This is a genomic window from Mucilaginibacter sp. NFX135, assembly GCF_048565145.1.
Classification (GTDB): Bacteria; Bacteroidota; Bacteroidia; order Sphingobacteriales; family Sphingobacteriaceae; genus Mucilaginibacter.
Window position 1 is genome coordinate 5,930,199 of sequence record NZ_CP183412.1, and the last position, 19,933, is coordinate 5,950,131.

21 protein-coding genes are annotated in these 19,933 nt (G+C 43.7%); 12 read left to right on the forward strand and 9 right to left on the reverse strand.

The features are described 5' to 3' along the window. Window position 1 precedes the first annotated feature (1 nt). Entirely contained in the window at window positions 2-1,210 is a 1,209-nt protein-coding gene (locus ACNURT_RS24765) for an efflux RND transporter periplasmic adaptor subunit (RefSeq protein WP_419699917.1), read from the forward strand. Between the two features lie 239 nt (window positions 1,211-1,449). Here ACNURT_RS24765 and ACNURT_RS24770 read toward each other — a convergent pair whose 3' ends face one another. From ACNURT_RS24770 to ACNURT_RS24780, 3 genes are all read right to left on the reverse strand, one after another. After that, entirely contained in the window at window positions 1,450-2,151 is a 702-nt protein-coding gene (locus ACNURT_RS24770; protein WP_419699918.1) for an NUDIX hydrolase, read from the reverse strand. Window positions 2,152-2,327: 176 nt separating this feature from the next. Then, window positions 2,328-2,672, reverse strand: a complete 345-nt coding sequence (locus ACNURT_RS24775; RefSeq protein ID WP_419699919.1) for a TfoX/Sxy family protein — start codon at window positions 2,670-2,672, stop codon at window positions 2,328-2,330. Between the two features lie 120 nt (window positions 2,673-2,792). Then, window positions 2,793-4,034, reverse strand: coding sequence for an RNA polymerase sigma factor (locus tag ACNURT_RS24780; protein ID WP_419699920.1), 1,242 nt, complete (start codon window positions 4,032-4,034; stop codon window positions 2,793-2,795). A gap of 456 nt (window positions 4,035-4,490) precedes the next feature. On the opposite strand from ACNURT_RS24780, the gene ACNURT_RS24785 reads away from it, so the two are divergent. The 10 genes from ACNURT_RS24785 (at window position 4,491) to ACNURT_RS24830 (ending at window position 12,004) form a co-directional block, all read left to right on the forward strand. After that, the gene (locus ACNURT_RS24785; RefSeq protein ID WP_419699921.1) at window positions 4,491-4,937 is read left to right on the forward strand and encodes a nuclear transport factor 2 family protein; all 447 of its coding nucleotides are present in this window, start codon (window positions 4,491-4,493) and stop codon (window positions 4,935-4,937) included. A 75-nt stretch (window positions 4,938-5,012) separates the two neighbouring features. After that, window positions 5,013-5,915: a helix-turn-helix domain-containing protein gene (locus tag ACNURT_RS24790; RefSeq protein WP_419699922.1), complete on the forward strand. Its 903-nt coding sequence runs from the start codon at window positions 5,013-5,015 to the stop codon at window positions 5,913-5,915. A 431-nt stretch (window positions 5,916-6,346) separates the two neighbouring features. Then, window positions 6,347-7,354, forward strand: coding sequence for an aldo/keto reductase (locus tag ACNURT_RS24795; RefSeq protein WP_419699923.1), 1,008 nt, complete (start codon window positions 6,347-6,349; stop codon window positions 7,352-7,354). Next, on the forward strand, window positions 7,354-8,325 hold the full coding sequence (locus ACNURT_RS24800) for a zinc-dependent alcohol dehydrogenase family protein (RefSeq protein ID WP_419699924.1): 972 nt from the start codon (window positions 7,354-7,356) through the stop codon (window positions 8,323-8,325). The genes ACNURT_RS24795 and ACNURT_RS24800 overlap by 1 nt, the downstream gene beginning before the upstream one ends. Window positions 8,326-8,560: 235 nt before the next feature. After that, window positions 8,561-9,340: an N-acyl homoserine lactonase family protein gene (locus ACNURT_RS24805; protein ID WP_419699925.1), complete on the forward strand. Its 780-nt coding sequence runs from the start codon at window positions 8,561-8,563 to the stop codon at window positions 9,338-9,340. A gap of 194 nt (window positions 9,341-9,534) precedes the next feature. Then, window positions 9,535-9,939, forward strand: coding sequence for a tautomerase family protein (locus ACNURT_RS24810; RefSeq protein ID WP_419699926.1), 405 nt, complete (start codon window positions 9,535-9,537; stop codon window positions 9,937-9,939). Between the two features lie 145 nt (window positions 9,940-10,084). Further along, complete coding sequence (locus ACNURT_RS24815; protein ID WP_419699927.1) at window positions 10,085-10,684, forward strand: hypothetical protein; 600 nt, start codon at window positions 10,085-10,087, stop codon at window positions 10,682-10,684. A gap of 131 nt (window positions 10,685-10,815) precedes the next feature. Beyond that, complete coding sequence (locus ACNURT_RS24820) at window positions 10,816-11,304, forward strand: OsmC family protein (protein ID WP_419699928.1); 489 nt, start codon at window positions 10,816-10,818, stop codon at window positions 11,302-11,304. Window positions 11,305-11,318: 14 nt separating this feature from the next. After that, window positions 11,319-11,687, forward strand: a complete 369-nt coding sequence (locus ACNURT_RS24825; RefSeq protein ID WP_370997149.1) for a hypothetical protein — start codon at window positions 11,319-11,321, stop codon at window positions 11,685-11,687. A gap of 8 nt (window positions 11,688-11,695) precedes the next feature. Next, window positions 11,696-12,004: an isochorismate lyase gene (locus ACNURT_RS24830; protein ID WP_419699929.1), complete on the forward strand. Its 309-nt coding sequence runs from the start codon at window positions 11,696-11,698 to the stop codon at window positions 12,002-12,004. A 72-nt stretch (window positions 12,005-12,076) separates the two neighbouring features. On the opposite strand, the gene ACNURT_RS24835 is transcribed toward ACNURT_RS24830, so the two are convergent. Together ACNURT_RS24835 and ACNURT_RS24840 are read right to left on the reverse strand one after the other, a co-directional pair. Beyond that, window positions 12,077-12,619 (reverse strand): DUF4199 domain-containing protein, encoded by a 543-nt coding sequence (locus ACNURT_RS24835; protein WP_419699930.1) that lies wholly within the window; start codon window positions 12,617-12,619, stop codon window positions 12,077-12,079. A 118-nt stretch (window positions 12,620-12,737) separates the two neighbouring features. Further along, a complete protein-coding gene (locus tag ACNURT_RS24840) occupies window positions 12,738-13,211 on the reverse strand; it encodes a response regulator transcription factor (protein ID WP_419699931.1) in 474 nt (157 codons plus the stop codon). Between the two features lie 230 nt (window positions 13,212-13,441). Between ACNURT_RS24840 and ACNURT_RS24845 the strand changes: the two genes are divergently transcribed. Next, entirely contained in the window at window positions 13,442-13,627 is a 186-nt protein-coding gene (locus ACNURT_RS24845; RefSeq protein WP_370997145.1) for a CsbD family protein, read from the forward strand. Between the two features lie 38 nt (window positions 13,628-13,665). Here ACNURT_RS24845 and ACNURT_RS24850 read toward each other — a convergent pair whose 3' ends face one another. From ACNURT_RS24850 to secA, 4 genes are all read right to left on the reverse strand, one after another. Then, window positions 13,666-14,592: a hypothetical protein gene (locus ACNURT_RS24850; RefSeq protein WP_419699932.1), complete on the reverse strand. Its 927-nt coding sequence runs from the start codon at window positions 14,590-14,592 to the stop codon at window positions 13,666-13,668. Window positions 14,593-14,745: 153 nt separating this feature from the next. Then, a complete protein-coding gene (locus ACNURT_RS24855; RefSeq protein ID WP_419699933.1) occupies window positions 14,746-15,930 on the reverse strand; it encodes a M20 metallopeptidase family protein in 1,185 nt (394 codons plus the stop codon). Further along, on the reverse strand, window positions 15,923-16,384 hold the full coding sequence (locus tag ACNURT_RS24860) for an SPOR domain-containing protein (RefSeq protein ID WP_370997142.1): 462 nt from the start codon (window positions 16,382-16,384) through the stop codon (window positions 15,923-15,925). Before ACNURT_RS24860 ends, ACNURT_RS24855 begins: the two co-directional genes overlap by 8 nt. Window positions 16,385-16,551: 167 nt before the next feature. Continuing rightward, on the reverse strand, window positions 16,552-19,860 hold the full coding sequence (secA, locus tag ACNURT_RS24865) for a preprotein translocase subunit SecA (RefSeq protein WP_419699934.1): 3,309 nt from the start codon (window positions 19,858-19,860) through the stop codon (window positions 16,552-16,554). Window positions 19,861-19,933 lie beyond the last annotated feature (73 nt).

Below are 19,933 nucleotides of genomic sequence, written 5' to 3' on the forward strand. Positions count from 1 at the left end.
AATGCAGATTCGAAAATATAAATACGCTATCCCGGTACTGATTTTGAGTATCGGCATACTGGCCGCCTGTTCAGGTAGCTCGGCAAAAAAAGAAAGTGATAGTCCGCAGGAAGCGGCCAATGTAAAAACCGCGAAGCCAGACAACCTTATACTTACGGATGCACAAATGAAAAATGTAGGTATTGAGATAGGCCCTATAACTCAAAAGAACCTCGACGCCGCGATCAAGGCAAACGGACAGCTGGCCGTTCCGCCACAAAACAAAGCCGATGTAAGTATTCTTTCTGGCGGGGTAATCGGTCATATCAGTGTGCTCGAAGGGCAGCAGGTTAAACGGGGGCAGGTATTGGCTACCATCAGCAATCAGGACCTCATCAAAATACAGCAGGATTACCTGGCGGCAAAAAGCAATTTCACCTATGTACAGGCAGAATTTAGCCGGCAGCGCCAGTTGCAGGATGCCGGCGCCGGAACCGGCAAATCATTTCAATCGGCACAGGCTACTTATAACGCGGAGCTTTCGCGGATCAAAGCCTTTGAAAGTCAGCTCAGGCAATTAAGTATCAGTCCAGATCGTATTAACAGTGGCCATATTGTTTCCAGTTTTCCGGTAGTTTCACCCATCACCGGAACCGTAGGTAAAATCTCGGCTAATACAGGCGCGTTTGTACAGCCGGGCACATCCATTATGGAAGTGGTGGATAATTCCAAGATCCATTGCGACCTTACCGTATTTGAAAAGGATCTGATGCAGGTAAAGCTTGGTCAGAAAGTAAATTTTCAGCTCACCAACCAAGGGGATATGATGATCACCGGAAAGATCAATGGTATCAACAAATCTTTTGAAAATGAAAGCAAGGGCGTTATTGTTCATGCTGAGATCGATAACCGGCAGCATAAAAATCTGATCCCGGGGATGTACGTTACTGCCCTCATCAACATAGGCAACCACATGGTACCAGCCGTCCCGGTTGAAGCGGTGGTTCGTTCCGGCGGCAGGCAATATATCTATATAATAACCGATGAGCAAACCGGACCAGGTAAAACAACCAGCTACAATTTTAAAAAGGCCGAGGTTGCAACCGGTGTAATGGAACTGGGTTATGTAGAAATTAAACCCATGACAGATTTACCAGCCAACGCCAAAACAGCGCTAAAGGGAGCATTCTACCTGGAATCAAAAGCCGAAGGCGGCGCGGATGATGATTAACTATTCGGTATAAAAAGAAAACCTCTATGTCATTTCGACAAACAGCGATGGACAAAGTAGTGGAGTGAGGAGAAATCTTCTGCATGATGCAAGGTTCCAAATCCGAATCGTAAAAGATTTCTCCTCGTACCTTCGAAATGACATTGAGTTTTTAATGTTTTTAGTTAATGATTGTTAAAATCGCTTTTATTTATTTTGTCAGAAACTCATTACTAATAAAAAACTTTAAGAGTATAAAATTAAAGTGTATCCGGATTGGGGATAAAATTCATGAAAGCCTGGAATTTGGCGTAGTAATTTTGCATGTTGAGCTGGTAGTAATATGCCCCTCTTTTTGAGCCTGCTTTATCCTTATCGGTCAGCTTAATGAGCAGGCCGGTTGCCAGTACTCTTTTGCTGAAATTACGCTTATCAATGGTGGTATTAAAAACACATTCATAAAGCGTTTGCAGTTGGGGGATGGTAAATTTGGTAGGCAAAAGTTCAAACAATATAGGGTGCATGGCTGCCTTATAACGGATACGTTTTTTGGCCTGCTCCAGCATCTCCTGCTGATCAAATATCAACTTGGGTGTACGTTTAAGCTGGAACCACTCGGCATGGTAATCTGAACTGATCTGGGTTTGATATTTTTGTATATCAATAAGTGCAAAGTACGCTACAGAAACGGTACGTTCCATAGGGTCGCGGTTAGGGTCGCCAAAGGTATAAAGCTGCTCCAGGTATACTCCCTCAAGCCCGGTTAATTGTTTTAGGATGCGGTTTGCTGCCTGATCAATACTCTCATTACTCTGCACAAAACCACCCATCAGGCTCCAGTTCCCTTTCTCGGGCTGAAATCCTCTTTTGATCAGTAATAGTTTTAAAACATCTCCGTCAAATCCAAAAATAATGCAGTCAACAGCCAGTAACAACCTGGTCTGTTTAGAGTATCTAAGCATCTTATATAATCCGAATTATAATAAAAAACAAATATAAAATTACATTCGATATAAGCATAAATAAAAGGAATTCCAAAAATTAAAAGGCAGATATCGATTGACGAAGTAAAGTAGCGAAAAAATTTGATCGGGATTATACAATTGTAAAAAAAACAGTTAAAAAGCGGGACTTGAAACTACTTTTTCCTTTTTTTGGATGGCTTCGCGACCTTGTTAAACTGCAGGCAGAGACCTATCCAATGATCAAGATCCTTTGCTGAGCGAAGATTTTCCGCTTCCACAAAAACAAAATCTTTCATCACCCGGCTCCCCATTATCATCTGGCGGCAATTATCATTTTCCAACGCGATAAGGGCCTGCTCATTGCCTATACGGCATAACATGTCCTTGTCGCGAATACAAACACACATTTTATCATTAACCATAAAACACAAACCCTGAAACATCTTTACTTCATCTACACGTTCTTGTTCGCTAAGGGTCTGGCGTATCCGGTTAGCTAATAATTCGTCATATGCCATAATTGAGAATCAAGATATTAGAGTCAGGAATCAAGATTAAAACCAATGACTATCATCATTGTGTGCTCATTCAAATCAGCTCTTAATTCCTTACTCTAATATCTTGATTCTTTTTTAAAATTACGCCAATTTTTGCAGATCCTTACGGATCCTGTTCTTTTCGGTGCTTGTTTTTGCTTGTTTCAGCGCGGCTTGTAAATGTTTTACGGCCTGCTGCTGATTAACGCCGGTATATAAATTCCCCAGTAAAACATGATATAAATGATTATCATTCAGCTGCAGCTTTTCGGCTTCAGCTATGGCCTCCTGTTTCCCTCTGGCCCTGGAAATTGCGTAAGTGCGGTTAAGTGCGGCAATAGGCGAATAAGCAATTTGCAACAGGCCATTATATAATTGTAATATATTCTCCCACTTTTGAGGTGTATCGGCATTAATGGTATGCCAGTAAGCTATGCCTGCTTCCAGGTGATATTTACTTAATTGGTCACCCTGCGATGCCCGGTTCAGGTAATCATTACCCCTTGCTATCAACTCTGCATTCCATAAGCCGGTATCCTGCTCGTCGTAGCGTATCATTTCGCCGTGTTCATCGGTACGGGCTTCAAAACGCGAAGCGTGAAAGCACATAAGGGCAATAAGCGCATTGGTATCGGGCAAATTGGTGCTTTTGTGTTCGGTTAATAAAACCGCCAGGCGCAGGGCTTCCAGGCAAAGGTCTTTACGCAGGGTAGTATCCTTACTGCTGGAATAATAACCTTCGTTAAACAACAGGTACAGCGTAGTTAAAACCGATTGTACTCTTGTACCGATCTCGGCAGACGGCGGAAACTCGATCTTCACCTTTTGCTCGCGCAGTTTTTCCTTCGCCCGGAATAACCGCTTATTAATATTTTCCTTATTTGATAAAAAGGCATCGGCTATTTCGTTGATGCCAAAACCGCAAAGGATCCGGAGAGACAAACCTATCTGGGCTTCGGCGGGTAGTATAGGCTGGCAAATGGCGAACATCAGTTGGAGCTGACTATCCCTGATGTGCTCGTCAGACAGATCGATCACCATTTCTTCGGTACCTTCGTAAGCTGCCTGCAGGTTGCCGGTAATCTTTTGTGTAAATAGTTTATCGCGTCTCAAATAATCTTTTGCTTTATTACGGGCTACCGTATATAACCAGGCCACCGGGTTATCGGGCAAACCTTTTAAACTCCATACTTCTGATGCGGTTAAAAAAGTGTCACTGGCTATATCTTCGGCAATTTCGGGGTATTCAAAACCAAAGTGCTTATAAAGTACCGAAACTATTTTACGGTATTCGGTACGGAACAAATGGGGTAATAACTCTTGTTTATTAATATCGGCAGCCATATTGGTTTATCATGACGCTAATATAAATGTATTTTGTGCAGACTGTTCAAAAAAGCCCTCCAAAGACTGGTAGTTTTGCCTATTGAATGGGGTCGTTAGCGATCAAAAGAAACAAAAAATTATTGAACCCAAAGTAGTAAAGCTGTACCTGATAACCCTATTTATTGATGTAACTTTATTTATGATTGAGTCGGTTATAAAAATGGGTGCTATTTGAAGAAGTGTTGCGTATATTTGTTTATTCGCATGGATGGCTTTCGCTTATTTCTATCTAATTCCACGAAGAGTTAAAAAGCAACGTGCCGGGTGAGCAACTATTACCGAAAAACTACAAACTATTAACGATCAGCTAACTCAAACCAGATACCTGGAATGATGTACGGCCGATATTGATAAATTATTAATTTATTAGGTTTAAGTTTGAAACAAATTCAATATTTTAACATCTAAAGGGGTATGGAAGGCAATAAAATAATACAAGCAATTACAAATTTGTTCAATAGCGTTGATGCCCGTGACTGGCAATCAGTGCACAACGTAATGGCGGAAACTGTTTTGTACGACTATACTTCAATGGTGGGCGGTGAACCTTCTGTACAAACGCCTCAGGAAATTACAGATCTCTGGTCGCATTTTATGCCGGGTTTTGATTCCACCCATCATCAGATCTCTGAGTTCAGGGTAAAACTGCACGGCAACCAGGCCGATGCGGATTATGTAGGCAAGGCCGACCATTTTTTGGATAATGACGTGTGGACAGTTTCCGGATCATACCATACCAAACTGGAAAAGCAAAACGGCGTTTGGCTCATCACTCATCTTCAATTGAACTACGATAAGCAAAGCGGCAATACAGGTCTGCCTCAACGGGCCAAAGAGCGGTTAGCCAAGCTGCAATCTTAATGTAAAGATTTATGGTGATGACCGCATATTTATTGCGGTCATCTTCCCGGTTATTTGAATTTCATAACTTTGATCATGCAGCCTACTGAAACAATCGAAGAATTTTATGAAGGTCATCCTGCCATGAAGATGAAACTTCCGGGCGATAACCAACGTGGTGCCGGGCACTTTAATGTGTACCCACGTGGCGAGATCTGTCATAACCTCACCAGTTACCATCGTCGCGATTTTTATAAGATATCGCTGAGCATTGGCGGCGGCACTTTGTACTATGCCGATAAGGGCATCACCTTTGATAAATGCGCCCTGGTGTTTTCGAACCCAACCATACCCTATTCCTGGGAAGCTGCCCCGGTTGAGCAAACCGGTTATTTTTGTCTTTTTACAGAGGATTTTATCAGCAGCAACAACCGCAGCGAAAGTTTTATTGATTCGCCTTTGTTTAAGGTGGGTGGCAGCCCGGTCTATTTTGTTAATGATGAACAGGCGAAGATCATCAGCGATATATTTGGTAAAATGCTGGATGAGATCGATAGCGATTATATATACAAGTACGATCTGCTGCGTAATTATGTAAACCTTATTGTACACGAGGCGCTTAAACTAAAACCGGCAGACACTTTTTTTAAACACAGTAACGCTTCATCGCGCATAGCCAATTTATTTATGGAGTTGCTGGAGCGCCAGTTCCCTATTGATTCGCCCAATTACGCGTTAAAACTGCGCACCGCTGCCGATTATGCCAATCGTTTATCAGTACATGTAAACCACCTAAACCGGGCCGTGAAGGAGATCACCGGCAAAACCACCAGCACACACATTGCCGAACGTATTGCAAAAGAAGCCAAGGCCTTGCTGCGGTACACCGACTGGAACGTGTCCGACATTGCCTATAGTCTGGGCTTTGAATACCCGGCCTACTTTAATAACTTCTTTAAAAAACAAACCGCGCTCAATCCAAAAGCCTTTCGCGTTTAATTGTTTGAAAGCCGCTCTCTGCCCTCTCCAAAGAGTAATAGCCCATGAAAAGGCATAAGTGAAATTTTAAGCATCTATCGACTCACCCCGACGTCGCTGCGCTCGTCACCCCTCTCTCCGCTTCGCGCATAGAGGGGGTTCTTTCTTTTTTCTTTACCCTCTTTGCGGCAAAGCCGCAGAGAGGGTGGTCCAGCGAAGCGTAGACCGGGTGAGTAGGCTATACCACTTGTTTTTAACCTTGCAAGTTTAAACTCCGCCTTTTCATGGGCTATTACTCTTTGGAGAGCGTTAAAAAAGCGAAGTTAAAGCCCTCTCCTTTGGAGCGGATATAGGCGAGGCCAATTGTTTGAATTTTATAGGTTTTAGTTTGATAAGTGTAAACGGCACGGTTCGTGGACGCTATATATTTGTACTATCAAAACAGAAACACTATGGAATACAGAAATTTAGGAAACACCAATGAGAAACTATCGGCTATTGGCCTGGGTTGCATGGGCATGAGCTTTGCCTATGGCCCTGTGGATAATGAAGAATCAATAGCTACCCTTAACCTGGCGCTCGACCTGGGTATTAACTTTTGGGATACCGCCGATATGTACGCCGCCGGTAAAAACGAAGAGCTGATATCAAAAGTATTGAAAACCAACCGCGACAAAGTATTCATCGCTACTAAATTCGGTTTTAGGTATCGTGATCCTGATGCGCCCTACGCCGGCAGCGGAAATTCAAATATTTATTTCGACGGATCTCCCGCACATATCAAAAACGCGGTGGAGGGTAGCCTGAAACGTTTAGGCATCGATACCATCGACCTTTACTATGCCCACCGCATTGATCCTAACGTGCCCGTTGAGGAAATGGTTGGCGCCATGGCCGAACTGGTTAAAGAAGGAAAAGTGCGTTACCTGGGCTTGTCAGAAGCATCCGCCGCCAGCATCCGTAAAGCACACGCTGTTCACCCGATAGCCGCCCTCCAAAGCGAATACTCTTTACTGAGCCGCGATGTGGAAGGTGATATCCTGTCTACCCTGCGCGAATTGAATATTTCGCTGGTACCTTACAGTCCGCTGGCCCGTGGCCTGGTCACCAATACAGTAAGCAAGGACGAATTAGCTGCTGATGATTTCCGCAGGCTGCTGCCCCGCTTTAGTGATGATAACTGGGATAATAATCAAAAACTGGCTTACGCCTTTGCCGAAATTGCCCAACAAAAAAATGCTACCCCGGCACAATTGGCTTTAGCCTGGGTATTGGCACAAGGCGATGATATTATACCTATCCCTGGTACCAAAAAACGCAAATACCTGCAGGAAAATGCCGGCGCTGTTGATGTAAAACTATCCGCCGCCGATTTGCAGGAAATAAGCGACCTGCTATTAAAATATCCCGATACCGGCGGCCGTTATAACGAAGCCTCTTTAAAACTGACTAACCTGTAATGAAAGCTCTGTATTTTGAAAAAATGGGTGATCCTCAAAGCGTGCTGTTATTAAAACAATTTGATAAACCCACACCCCAGGCAAACCAGGTAATTGTAAAACTACTGGGCAGTCCTATAAACCCTTCAGATTTTTTCTTCATCGGGGGTAGTTACCGGATTAAGCCCGAGTTACCGCAAATAGCGGGACTGGAAGGGGCCGGCATTATTGAAAATACAGGCCTAGGTGCCGATCTGCCGGTCGGCACCCTGGTATCCTTTTTCAGCCGGAATGCGTGGGCCGAATATGTGGTATTGTCAAAGGATGATGTACTGGTGTTGCCTAATGATTTTCCGGTAGAGAAAGCCATTCAGTTTGCTCTTAACCCGATTACCGCCTGGGGTTTACTGGAGAGGGCCGATCTGAAGACCGGCGACTGGCTATTGATTACCGCGGGTAATTCTGTCGTATCAAAACTGATTATACAAATAGCCAAAATACGTGGCATTAAGGTGATAGCTACTGTAAGGGATGATAAAAACACAGCTACCCTAACATCCTATGGCGCCCATGTGGTCAATGTAAATAAAGATAACTTGATTGAATATGTTCAGCGATTAACTGAAGGCAAAGGCGCTCACGTGGCTTTGGACGCGGTTGGCGGCCAAACCGGCAGCGATGTTTTAAAATGCTTGCAATCCGGCGGACGGTTAATCATTTACAGCCGCTTAAGCCCCGATCCTATACAGCTTTACAGTGCCGATGTGCTTTACAAAAATATCTCCATCAACGGATTTGGCATCAGGGCATACCTGGAGAGTAAAACTGCCGTGCAAAAGGCCGATATTATAAATTCGCTGGTAACTATTATTGGTGATCCTGAATTTAAAATGGAAGTTGCCGCAAGCTTTCCGCTTGATAATTACCGGGAGGCTATCAAAACCGCCGTTGAAGCAAAAAAAGAAGGGAAAGTGCTGTTTAAAATACATTAATTAAGAAATTTGTTAAAACAAATTCCGCAGACTCATCGCTTTCATAGTCGACTCACCGGTCTACGCTTCGCTCGACCACCCTCTACCGCAAGCGGTAAAGAGGGATTGGAAAAGTCTTTTTTTTACCCTCTTTGCGACTCGTCGCAGAGAGGGTGGTCGAGCGAAGCAACGACCGGGTGAGTATTCGCCATCATACTGGCTTGGCAGATATTATTTTGAAAATTACATTAACCATATGCTTAGCAAAGATCTTGTAGTAAATAAATTATACATCATCCCGGCAGGCCATGGGACACTTAAGGAATTTTTCTTCAATACCGATCTGGGGGCCGATAATCCTCAGATGATCCATTCGCCGCTTTGTATTTATTTACTGGATACCAGCGATGGACCAATTCTGATAGATACAGGCTTTGCCGAGGTTTTCCTGAACAATCCCGATTTTTATAAGGGCACCCCGCTTGATGGAGCCCTGTATATGTATATGGAGGAGGAACACCGCCTCCCCAATCTGCTTAAATGTGCCGGTCTGCAACCGGAAGACATCAAACTGGTAATAGCTACGCATTTTCACAGCGACCATTCCGGAGGGAACCCTTATTTCGTTAAGACCCGGACACCCATTTTGGTACAGCAAAACGAGCTGGCCATTTTAGATGATGAAAATTATTCACCACCGGCATGTCGCATTAAGAATATGAACTACCGGGTAATTGATGGCGATTATCAGCTTTGCGATAACATCCGGTTGATATCAACGCCGGGCCACTCACCTGGTCATCAGTCAGTACTGATCAATACGGTAAATTCCGGTTATGTGCTACTTTGTATTGATGCGGCCTTAACAGAGGCTAACTTCAGAAATAACGTTCCTTACGCCACCGCCGATCCGGAATTGGCAGCCGCTTCATTAAACAAAATACAAACCATCGCCGCTGAGTATAACGCATTTCCCATTTTTGGACATGATGAAAAGCAGGCCAAAACCATCAAGGTATATCCCGGGTTCTATTGACCAGAACCAGGATTATCGATAGAATTTATACGTTTAAACAAGTAAAATAAATATGCGCCTACAGGTAATAGGTACATAATTAGCCATGATAATTATCGTGCTAAATCAATAAGTTTTTGTCATTAAGAAGTAACAAAATGCTAAAAAATTTATCTAAACTAAGTTAGTATAATATTTATCCATAATTTAGTTTTATGCCTTTTGTACGAATAAGCTTGTTGAAAACATTGGCTGCTGATGCCAGGGATAAAGTATCCAGGGCGGTACATGAATCATTAATGGCTGAATTTAATGTGCCCCCGGATGATTATTTTCATGTTATTGAAGAACTGGAGGCCCCGCAACTATACTATCCAAAAAGCTATCTTGGTATAACACACAGCGGCAATATGGTGTACGTGCAGATAACAGCAGGTTCTGGCCGCACTTATCAGCAAAAAGAAAAACTATATGCCTCCATTGCCAGTAAAATAGCAGCCGAAACCCCGGTGCTGATCAACGATGTGATCATTACCCTGGTAGAAAACGGCGGTAAAGAAAACTGGTCGTTCGGTGAAGGTAAAATTCAAAACCTGAGCCATATAAAAACTGCAGAGTAAAACTATACCGTATAATAACGGTCGCCATCGCTCAGTCGTCGTTTTTATACAATTTATTACAATAAAACACCTGCAGTTTTGTAAAGAACGGATAGTTTGCTTATTGTATCACCTGGCAATTATCCTGCGTAATAAACTTAAGGTAATGACAAAAGAACCACAAATTTTACCAAAAATAGCGGTCCGCAGTATTGGCGGAGGGTTATTACTTATGGCGCTTTTTACCATGATGTGGGCGGGTATAGCACAGGGTGGCCTGCAACAGCACGACCACTATGCCGTGTTGATCCTTTTTTCTATTTTCAGTGTCATATTTGTGATATACGGCATCACGGTGTTAATAACTGCGCAAAGATTCCCCAAATTTACCAGCGACAGCGATGCTGCTAAAGGTAAAATGATGACTAACCGGTTTGGGATCATTTTTGGTATTGAAGGGACAGCCATACCCATTGTTTCGGTGATATTGCTTATATTAGGGTACCGGGAGTTTACTTTACCCGCCATCGCCCTGATTGTTGGTTTGCACTTTTACCCTATGGCAAAGGTGTTCAACAGAAAAATTGACTATTATTTGGCCACCTGGACCTGCCTTGCTGCTATAAGTGCCATCATCATGATGGCCGGTCACTATTATACGCAGGCACTTACTTTAACTATTATGGGTATTGGAGTGGCTATGGCCACTTCTGCTTATGGCTTTTACATGCTGGTTAACGGATACAATTTAATTAAAAAACAATAGCAGGAAACGGGTTTGAGACCTGCTAACCCTACTTTATATTACATCTATGAAACCATCATGAGCTACCGCTCACACCGGAATGAATAAATCGGCTCATGATAGCTTCGTTGCCATTAAAAACAAATTATCTAATGAAAAATCATCATTATCAAACAACCGTAACCTGGACCGGTAATACAGGTTGCGGAACAAAAGATTACCGGGCTTATGAACGATGCCATGAGATCAACATTGATGGTAAAGAGTGTATCTTAGGTTCATCAGACCCGGATTTTCGCGGCGACAGATCAAAGCATAGTCCGGAGGACCTGTTGGTTGCCGCGGTTTCATCCTGCCACATGCTGTGGTATCTGCATTTGTGCACTACAGCAGGTGTTGTGGTAACCGCTTATGAAGACAACGCCGAAGGTGTAATGCTCGAAAACACAAACGGAAGCGGTTGTTTTACGGTGATCCTGTTAAGGCCGGTGATTACCGTTACCGATGGAGCGATGATTGACAAAGCCAATGAACTGCACAAGGAGGCTAATAAAATGTGTTTTATTGCCAACTCCTGCAATTTCCCGATACTGCATGAACCGCGTTACCAGGTAGTGGAGGAAGAGGATCTGGCTTTATAAATATTTTATAAATCATGAGCAAACTAAAAGATAAAGTTGAGGCTTTTAACCGGCTTATTACTACCGATCAGACCATAAAAGCCATGGAGTTATTTTATAGCGATGAGGTGGCGCTTCAGGAAAACGAAGCTGCCGCTACCACCGGGAAACAAAATTGCATAGCCCGCGAAAAATTTTTGCTGGACAAATTTGGTTTGGCATTGGTAATAACCAAGCAAGCCATTGATGAGGTGAACCAGGTGGTTTTTAGCGAATATGAAATGACCATTACCAACCGGGAAGATCAAAAACTGATGTATAGAACCGAAATTTCGGTACAGCAATGGGAGAACGGTCTGGTGAAAAAGGAGAAGTTTTATTATAACGAAACTAAGCCGCAATAAACAGAAAAATGAATATCACCAACAATCAGCCTGACGAATGCCAGGATATGACCGACATACGGCGGGAAATTGACGCCATAGACCGGCTGGTGATCGCATTGATAGGCCGGCGGTTCAAATATGTACAGGCGGCAGCCAGATTCAAAAGAAACCCCACCGATGTTGCCTCTCCCGAACGGTTTAAAGCCATGCTTGCAGAAAGAAGGTCATGGGCTCAAGCCGAAGGCCTTTGCCCAGACGCGATAGAAAAAATGTACGCCGACCTGGTAAAGCATTTTATAGCCGAGGAATTAAAAACCTGGAAGGCCAATCATTAAGATTTGTTTTTGTAGAGACGCATTATATGCCCCCCTCCCAAAACAAAGCCATCGCAAAAAGACTTAAAATTATTAAACAGTGTGTATCCCCACCTCAGTAGCAGGTTTGCGCTTTAAGATCACAGCGGCTATTAACGCGATAACCAGGCCCACGGGCAAAATCTCGATATAGGTGAGTACAATTACCCCAAACGGATTTTTATACATACTGACATAGCCCGCCATTTGTTGTTTTTGTCGGGCTATCTCGGCCTGGCTGGCACCACCGGCTTTTGCTTTGTCAATAACATGAGCCACGTATTTATCCATAAAATCTGGCATAAAACAATAATATGCAACCAACCAGGTGAGCACATATATGGTTGAGCCTATCAGCACAATGTAAAGCCCCATTTTTAAAGCCTTCCCAAAGGAGATAGTGCCATTGTTATACTTATCTCTGAAATTTTTTACCGCGACAAAAATAAAGGAAAAGGCCACGATCATGGACGCGCAGCCCATCCACATGCTGCCTTCAAAATTTGGATTATTGTAGTGCCCAACAACTGCAACCATCATCCATCCTGCTGTGATGATTCCCGCGATTGCTCCAAAAACAAGTACATTTTTTTTCATGATGTTTATTTTAATGGTTTAACGAGAACAAATTTGGGCGATCACGAACTAATTTTGGTCATACTTTCGGGTGATTTTGAAAAATGCAGTATCATTTCATACCAAAGTGTGAGCTTTATTATGGTATAATGCACAATCTTTTAGCCATTTCAATAGCCTGTGTGCGGCGCTTTACTTCCATTTTATCAAACAGGTTTGATGAATGCGTTTTAATGGTATTGAGCGATACGAACAAGCGCGCCGATATTTCCTGGTTACTTAAGCCTTCGGCCATCAGCTCCAATACTTCCAGTTCACGCCGGCTCAGGTTGAGGCGTTCCAGTTCATGCTGATTAGGTGAAAAATCAGACACATCGTTGATATAAACCGGTTTTTCCACAACTATGGTTTGTACTTTGGGTTTAGTCAGTTTCAGGGCAAGCCAGATACCAAGCAAAGTAAAGAACAGGGCTATGGCGCCTATGTAAACCTCATAAGCATTATTGATAATGATAAAATGAAACTCGAGCCATTTCAATAAAAACAAAAGTACAGCCAGCGCGGCACCATATAGTATAACGCGTTTGTTTTTGGTGAATAGCCTGGATGTCATAGCCATGCTTAATTTATGATTTATCTTAAAAATAAGATATTTTAATAAGATTAAAGATGTTTAGAACTAATAATTAAGGAAAGGATAATGATGATCCTGTTCTCTCCTCGCCTGTGTCTAAACAGGCAATGAGCAGTTCCATATGGCAACCCACAACCCACGGTTTTGATATTGTTAAAAACCCAAACCCATTTCCTGTTGTTATTAAAATACATCTAAATAAAAACATCATGGACAAATTAGAATTAAAGGGTGGCTGGAACGAGTTAAAAGGAAAAATAAAACAAGCCTACGGCGATCTGACAGATGACGACCTGGTACACGAAGAAGGAAAGGACGATGAATTGTTGGGGAAACTTCAGCAAAAAACCGGCAAATCACGCGATGAACTGGTGAAGTGGATCAATAGTTTATAAAAAAAAAGCAGGCTCCTGAAAACGGAGCCTGCTTTTTTTTATTCCTTTTTATAATCCTTATGCACAATTAAAAAGCTGGCGCGTTCTTCTTTGTGGAAAGGGATATTCCAGTTACCCTGGTAGGTTATTTTGGTAGGCAATAACTCTCCCTCAAAACTATTAAGCTCAATGTTCATCTGCACATTAAAATCAACAAACATATTGCTGAACTTCATATCGATATAGCGGCCCAGGATCTGAAAGGTACGCTCATCAAATATGGTGGTCATTTCTTTGATCATAGTATCGCCATCTGATGTACTCGGCTTGCACCGCACCCTGAAACGGTAAACCGGGATAGTATCCAGGTACTTACCCCGCGCAAATTCATAGTAATAATAACCGCGCATATCGCCCGCAAAAATCTCGGTTTTACTACTGATGAAAGGGATCCCTTTTACCCTGCGTCCCGGTGTAAAAATAAGCGTCTTGAGCTTGTCCTTATATGATTCATTTTTGCCTCCCGAACCCGGCAGGGCGTCACCCTTGGCAAAATCAGAGTTATAGGCGTTCATGAAAATATAATCGAACATCTCTACGGTATACAGCTGGTATTTGCCGTTCTTTTTAAACATATTACCGCTATCAGTTTTGGCTATATATTCCATCCGGTGCTTCCCGGCGGCGTTGCTGTGAATGATCTTTCGGTAGATCTTACCATCTACCTTATTCTTTTTATCGTACGTAAAAATGCGGTTCTCGGCGGTAAAACCATAGCGCTTCATATTTTGAAAAGCCTTATAAAAACTGGTATCGGCCAGTACGGCATCAATAAAATCCTGCGCGTTTAACTTGTGCGATTTGATATCAACCAGCGAGTCGATCACAATAGTACGTATAGTATCCGGATTAAAACGCTTGATCTCCTGCGCGAAAGTAGAACTCGAGGTAATGATTAATACCAGCGCTATGATTGTTTTTTTCATCAAGGTATTGATGTTATTTGGCCATAATTGTTATACCATGTCATTGCGAGCGCAGCGTGGCAATCGCGAACTATGCAAGTTAACCCTGTGCTGTTCGCGATTGCTTCGTCGTTCCTCCTCGCAATGACATGGCTTTATTGACGTCTCTTTTGATTAATTTCCTAATTGCTTAATAGCCAGGTAAGCCATCAGGCCGGTACTGATCTTAAAGGCGTCCTCTTCCACATCAAAGGTTGGTGTATGTACCGATGAGGTAATGCCGCGATTTTCGTTACGGGTGCCCAGGCGGTAAAAACAGCTGTCGGCTACCTGCGAGTAGTATGCGAAATCTTCGGCAGCCATCCAGATGTCCAGATCGAGTACGTTTTCTTTACCCAGGTAATCTTCGGCGTGGCCACGGGTCGCGGCGGTTAACACTTCTTCGTTTATCAAGAAGGGATAGCCACGCATAATATTAAAATCGCAGCTGCCGCCCATGCTTTCGGCAATACCTTCGGCCATTTTCTTCATGCGTTTATGGGCCTCTTCGCGCCATTTTTCGTCCATGGTGCGGAAGGTTCCTTCCAGGTAAACCTCATTCGGGATCACGTTGGTGGCGCCATTGGCGATCACCTTACCAAATGACAATACCGACGGGCTTTTCGGATCCGCAAAACGGCTTACTACCTGTTGCAACGCGGTTAATATATGAGCGGTAATAATTACCGGGTCGATGTTTTGTTGTGGCTGCGCTCCGTGCCCTCCTTTACCTTTTACGGTAACATAAAGCTCATCGGTTGAGGCCATATATTTGCCTGCACGAAAACCCACTTTACCTGCATCGATCAATGGCATTACATGCTGCCCCAATACGGCCTGCGGTTTTGGATTTTCCAGCACACCCTCTTTGATCATGAGGCTGGCTCCACCAGGCAGCTTCTCTTCGGCGGGTTGAAATATCAGCTTTACTGTACCGGCGAACTGACTTTTCAGTTCGGTTAATATACGGGCGGTGCCTAATAACGACGAAGTATGCGCATCATGTCCGCAAGCATGCATTACGCCTACGTTCTGCGATTTGTAGGGCACATCATTAGCCTCGGTAATCGGCAACGCGTCCATATCGGCACGAAGGGCTACTACCTTATCGGATGGTAAATCGCCTTTGATTAAAGCAACCAAGCCTGTATCGGCCATTTTTTCGTAGGTTAAACCCAGCTCGTCTAACTTGCCGGCTACAAAAGCAGATGTTTTTTGTTCGTGAAATGACAGCTCAGGATTGGTATGTAAGTGCCGGCGATTGGCTACTACATCGTTAAATATTTTGTGGGATAATTCCTGTATTTGTTCTTTAATCATTGGTATCCGTTTTGGGTAGATTTATTTTTTCTGAGATGATGAACAGGCTCGAGAAGGACGCCCGCAATTCCTGCATCAGCTTCTGCGCTTCCAGGCGGGTCCTGAAATCGCCGGCACGAACTTTAAAATTGGGTTCGTTATATATAATGTAGGTGCGCAGTTCCGGGTATTCGCTTTGCAGCCTGGCCTGGGCATTATAGGCATCCTTGCGGTTTGAGCCGCTGAAGATCTGCACCCGGTAACCGTAAGATGAAAAGGCGGCAGGAACGCCGGCGGCATTGCTCATTTCATAACGTTTGGCTATCAGCGTATCCACAAGGGGATCCCTGACAACTTCAACTCTGCCGCGTGTTTGCTGTGCAAAAGCATGGGTTGATGCTATGATCAGAACAAAAAAAATGCAATATTTGATAAAGGCTGGTTTAGCTTGATGATCAAATACTGCTTTTTTCATTGGTTTGCTCTATTAAAACCGTCATTGCGAGGAACGAAGCAAGAGCCTCACCCAACCCTCTCCAAAGGAGAGGACTTTAAAACACGTTTTTGAAGTCTCCCCCTTTGGGGAGATTTAGAGGGGGCTCTTGCTTCGTTCCTCGCAATGACGTACTGTATTGTATATTCTTAATTCTGCCCTACGCCGTGGCAGTTTTTATATTTTTTGCCGCTTCCGCATGGACAAGGGTCGTTACGGCCGATCTTGTTTTCAACCCTAACCGGGGTGGCTTTCTGCTGCTCGCGGAAATCATCCATTGGTATGCCATTGCTTTCGCTAACCAGCTCGGCTTTGGTGGTTTTCATTTTGCGCAGATCAAGCTTTGGCTCTGGTCTGGCTTCACGTACTTCATCAGCTTGCTGCTGAACCGGTATACCGCCCCTGAACAGGAAGCTCACGATCTCTTTATTCACATTGGCCAGCATCCCTCTGAATAGTTCAAAAGCTTCAAACTTGTAAACCAACAGCGGATCCTTTTGCTCATAAACCGCGTTCTGTACAGATTGTTTTAACTCGTCCATTTCGCGCAAATGCTCTTTCCAGGCATCATCAATCAGGTACAGGGTTACGTTCTTTTCAAACGATTTAAACACCTCTACCCCATGGTTCTCTACCGCTTTTTTCAATGGTACAGAAACCTGGATGCCGTGGATACCATCGCTAAACGGAACCACAATATTTTCCACGTACTGCCCGCGGGTATCAAATACATCTTTCAATACCGGGTAAGCTTGTTGTGCCACCGCTTCTTGTTTACGTTTGTAAAAGTCCATTACCGTTTGGAAAGTTCTGTCGGTAAGGGCAGCGATATTTTTAGACGCGAACTCATCAATGTCCAGCTCAATATCAACCGAGAACAAACGGATCACTTCCAGCGTAAAGCCTTCGTAATTGTTTGCTTCTTTGTATTCGGTCACAATATCTTCAACCACATCAAATATGGTATTGCTCAAATCAACGTCCAAACGTTCGCCAAACAATGCGTTTTTACGTTTGGTATAAATTACGGTACGCTGTGAGTTCATCACATCATCATACTCCAGCAAACGCTTACGGATACCAAAGTTGTTTTCTTCTACCTTTTTCTGTGCACGCTCTATTGATTTGGAGATCATGGAGTGCTGTATTACTTCGCCCTCTTCAATACCCATACGTACCATCAGGTTAGAGATCCGCTCTGACCCGAATAAACGCATCAGGTTATCCTCTAACGATACGAAGAACTGAGACGAACCCGGGTCGCCCTGGCGACCGGCACGACCACGCAGCTGCCTGTCTACCCGGCGCGACTCATGGCGCTCTGTACCTACAATGGCCAAACCACCCGCATCCTTAACACCCGGACCTAATTTTATATCCGTGCCACGACCAGCCATGTTGGTAGCAATGGTTACGGTGCCTGTTTTACCGGCTTCGGCCACAATATCGGCCTCTTTCTGGTGCATCTTGGCGTTCAGTACATTATGTTTGATACCGCGCAGTTTCAGCATGCGGCTCAGCAATTCCGAAATTTCAACCGATGTTGTACCTACCAGTACCGGGCGACCGGCCTCAGTCAGTTTCACGATCTCATCGGCAACCGCATTATATTTTTCACGAACAGTGCGGTAAACCAGATCCTGCCTGTCTTCACGACTTGCCGGCGTATTGGTTGGTATCTCTACCACATCCAGTTTGTATATTTCCCAAAACTCACCTGCTTCGGTAACGGCAGTACCCGTCATACCGCACAATTTGTGGTACATACGGAAATAGTTTTGCAAAGTGATGGTGGCGAAGGTTTGTGTCGCGTCCTCTACCTTAACATTTTCTTTTGCTTCGATAGCTTGGTGTAATCCATCTGAGTAACGACGACCGTCTAACACACGACCGGTTTGCTCATCCACAATTTTCACCTTGCCTTCGTCAAGGATATACTCCGTATCTTTTTCAAACAAAGTATAAGCTTTCAATAACTGGTTTACCGAGTGGATACGTTCAGATTTGATAGAGAAATCACGCATCAGCTCATCCTTGCGGGCAATTTTTTCTTCGGCGCTTAGGCTCGATTTTTCGATCTCGGCAATTTCGGTACCTACGTCAGGCATCACAAAAAAGTGAGGATCTTCGCCTGATGAGGTGATCAATTCGATACCTTTTTCGGCCAGTTCCACCTGGTTATTTTTTTCGTCGATCACAAAGTAAAGCTCCGCGTCAACTTTTGGCATATCCTTACCTTGATCCTGCATGTAGTGATTTTCTACTTTCTGCAAAATCGTCCGATTACCGCCTTCACTCAAAAATTTAATTAAAGCCTTGCTTTTTGGCAAACCTCTAAAGGCACGCAATAGAGCTAAACCTCCGCCGTCAACATCGGTATTACCTTCGTTAATGGCTTTTTTAGCTTCGTTCAATACACCATTCACATAAGCTTTCTGCGCGTTAACCAAACGCTCAATGCGTGGTTTCAGCTCATAAAACTCATGCTCATCACCGCGAGGGATGGGGCCAGATATAATTAAAGGTGTACGGGCATCATCAATTAATACTGAATCGACCTCATCCACCATGGCATAATGCAGTTTGCGTTGTACCAGTTCTTCCGGGCTACGTGTCATATTGTCACGCAGGTAGTCAAAACCAAACTCGTTGTTGGTACCAAAAGTAATATCGGCCAGATAAGCTAAACGGCGTTCCTCAGAATTTGGTTCGTGTTTATCAATACAATCAACCGATAAACCGTGGAACTCATACAAAGGTCCCATCCACTCGCTGTCACGACGTGCCAGGTAATCATTCACCGTTACGATGTGCACACCCTGACCGGCCAGCGCGTTCAGATAAGCAGGCAGCGTGGCTACCAGTGTTTTACCCTCACCTGTGGCCATTTCTGATATTTTACCCTGGTGCAATACAATACCACCAATAAGCTGTACATCATAGTGTACCATATCCCAGGTAACCTCATTACCGGCAGCAAGCCAGGTATTATGGTGTATAGCCTGGTCGCCTTTAATAATCACGTTGTTCTTGCGTGCGGCAAGCTCACGATCAAACTGGGTGGCAGTAACTTCAATGGTTTTATTACCGGCAAAGCGGCGGGCAGTTTCTTTAACAACCGCGAATGCTTCGGGCAATATATTTAACAATATATCTTCCAGCTCTTTATTGCGGTCTTTTTCCAGCTTATCCAACTGGGTATAAAGCTCCACTTTTTCGCTTACATCCATATCCAGCTCATTCTCGGTACGGTCTTTAATAGCTTGAATCTCGCTATCAATGCCGGAAAGCCCCTGGGCAATGGTTTCTTTAAAATTTATGGTTTTAGCTCTAAGCTCATCATTGCTGATGTTTCCGAGTTTTGCAAATTCAGCCTTAATTTTTTCAACTATAGGCTGTATCGCTTTTACATCCCGTTCTGATTTGCTTCCAAAAAGCTTACTGATAAAATCTAACATATTATTTTGATATGAACACATAAACTCAACAATTGCGCCAAGGCAACTGACAGAGCCATATTGACAGGTAAAG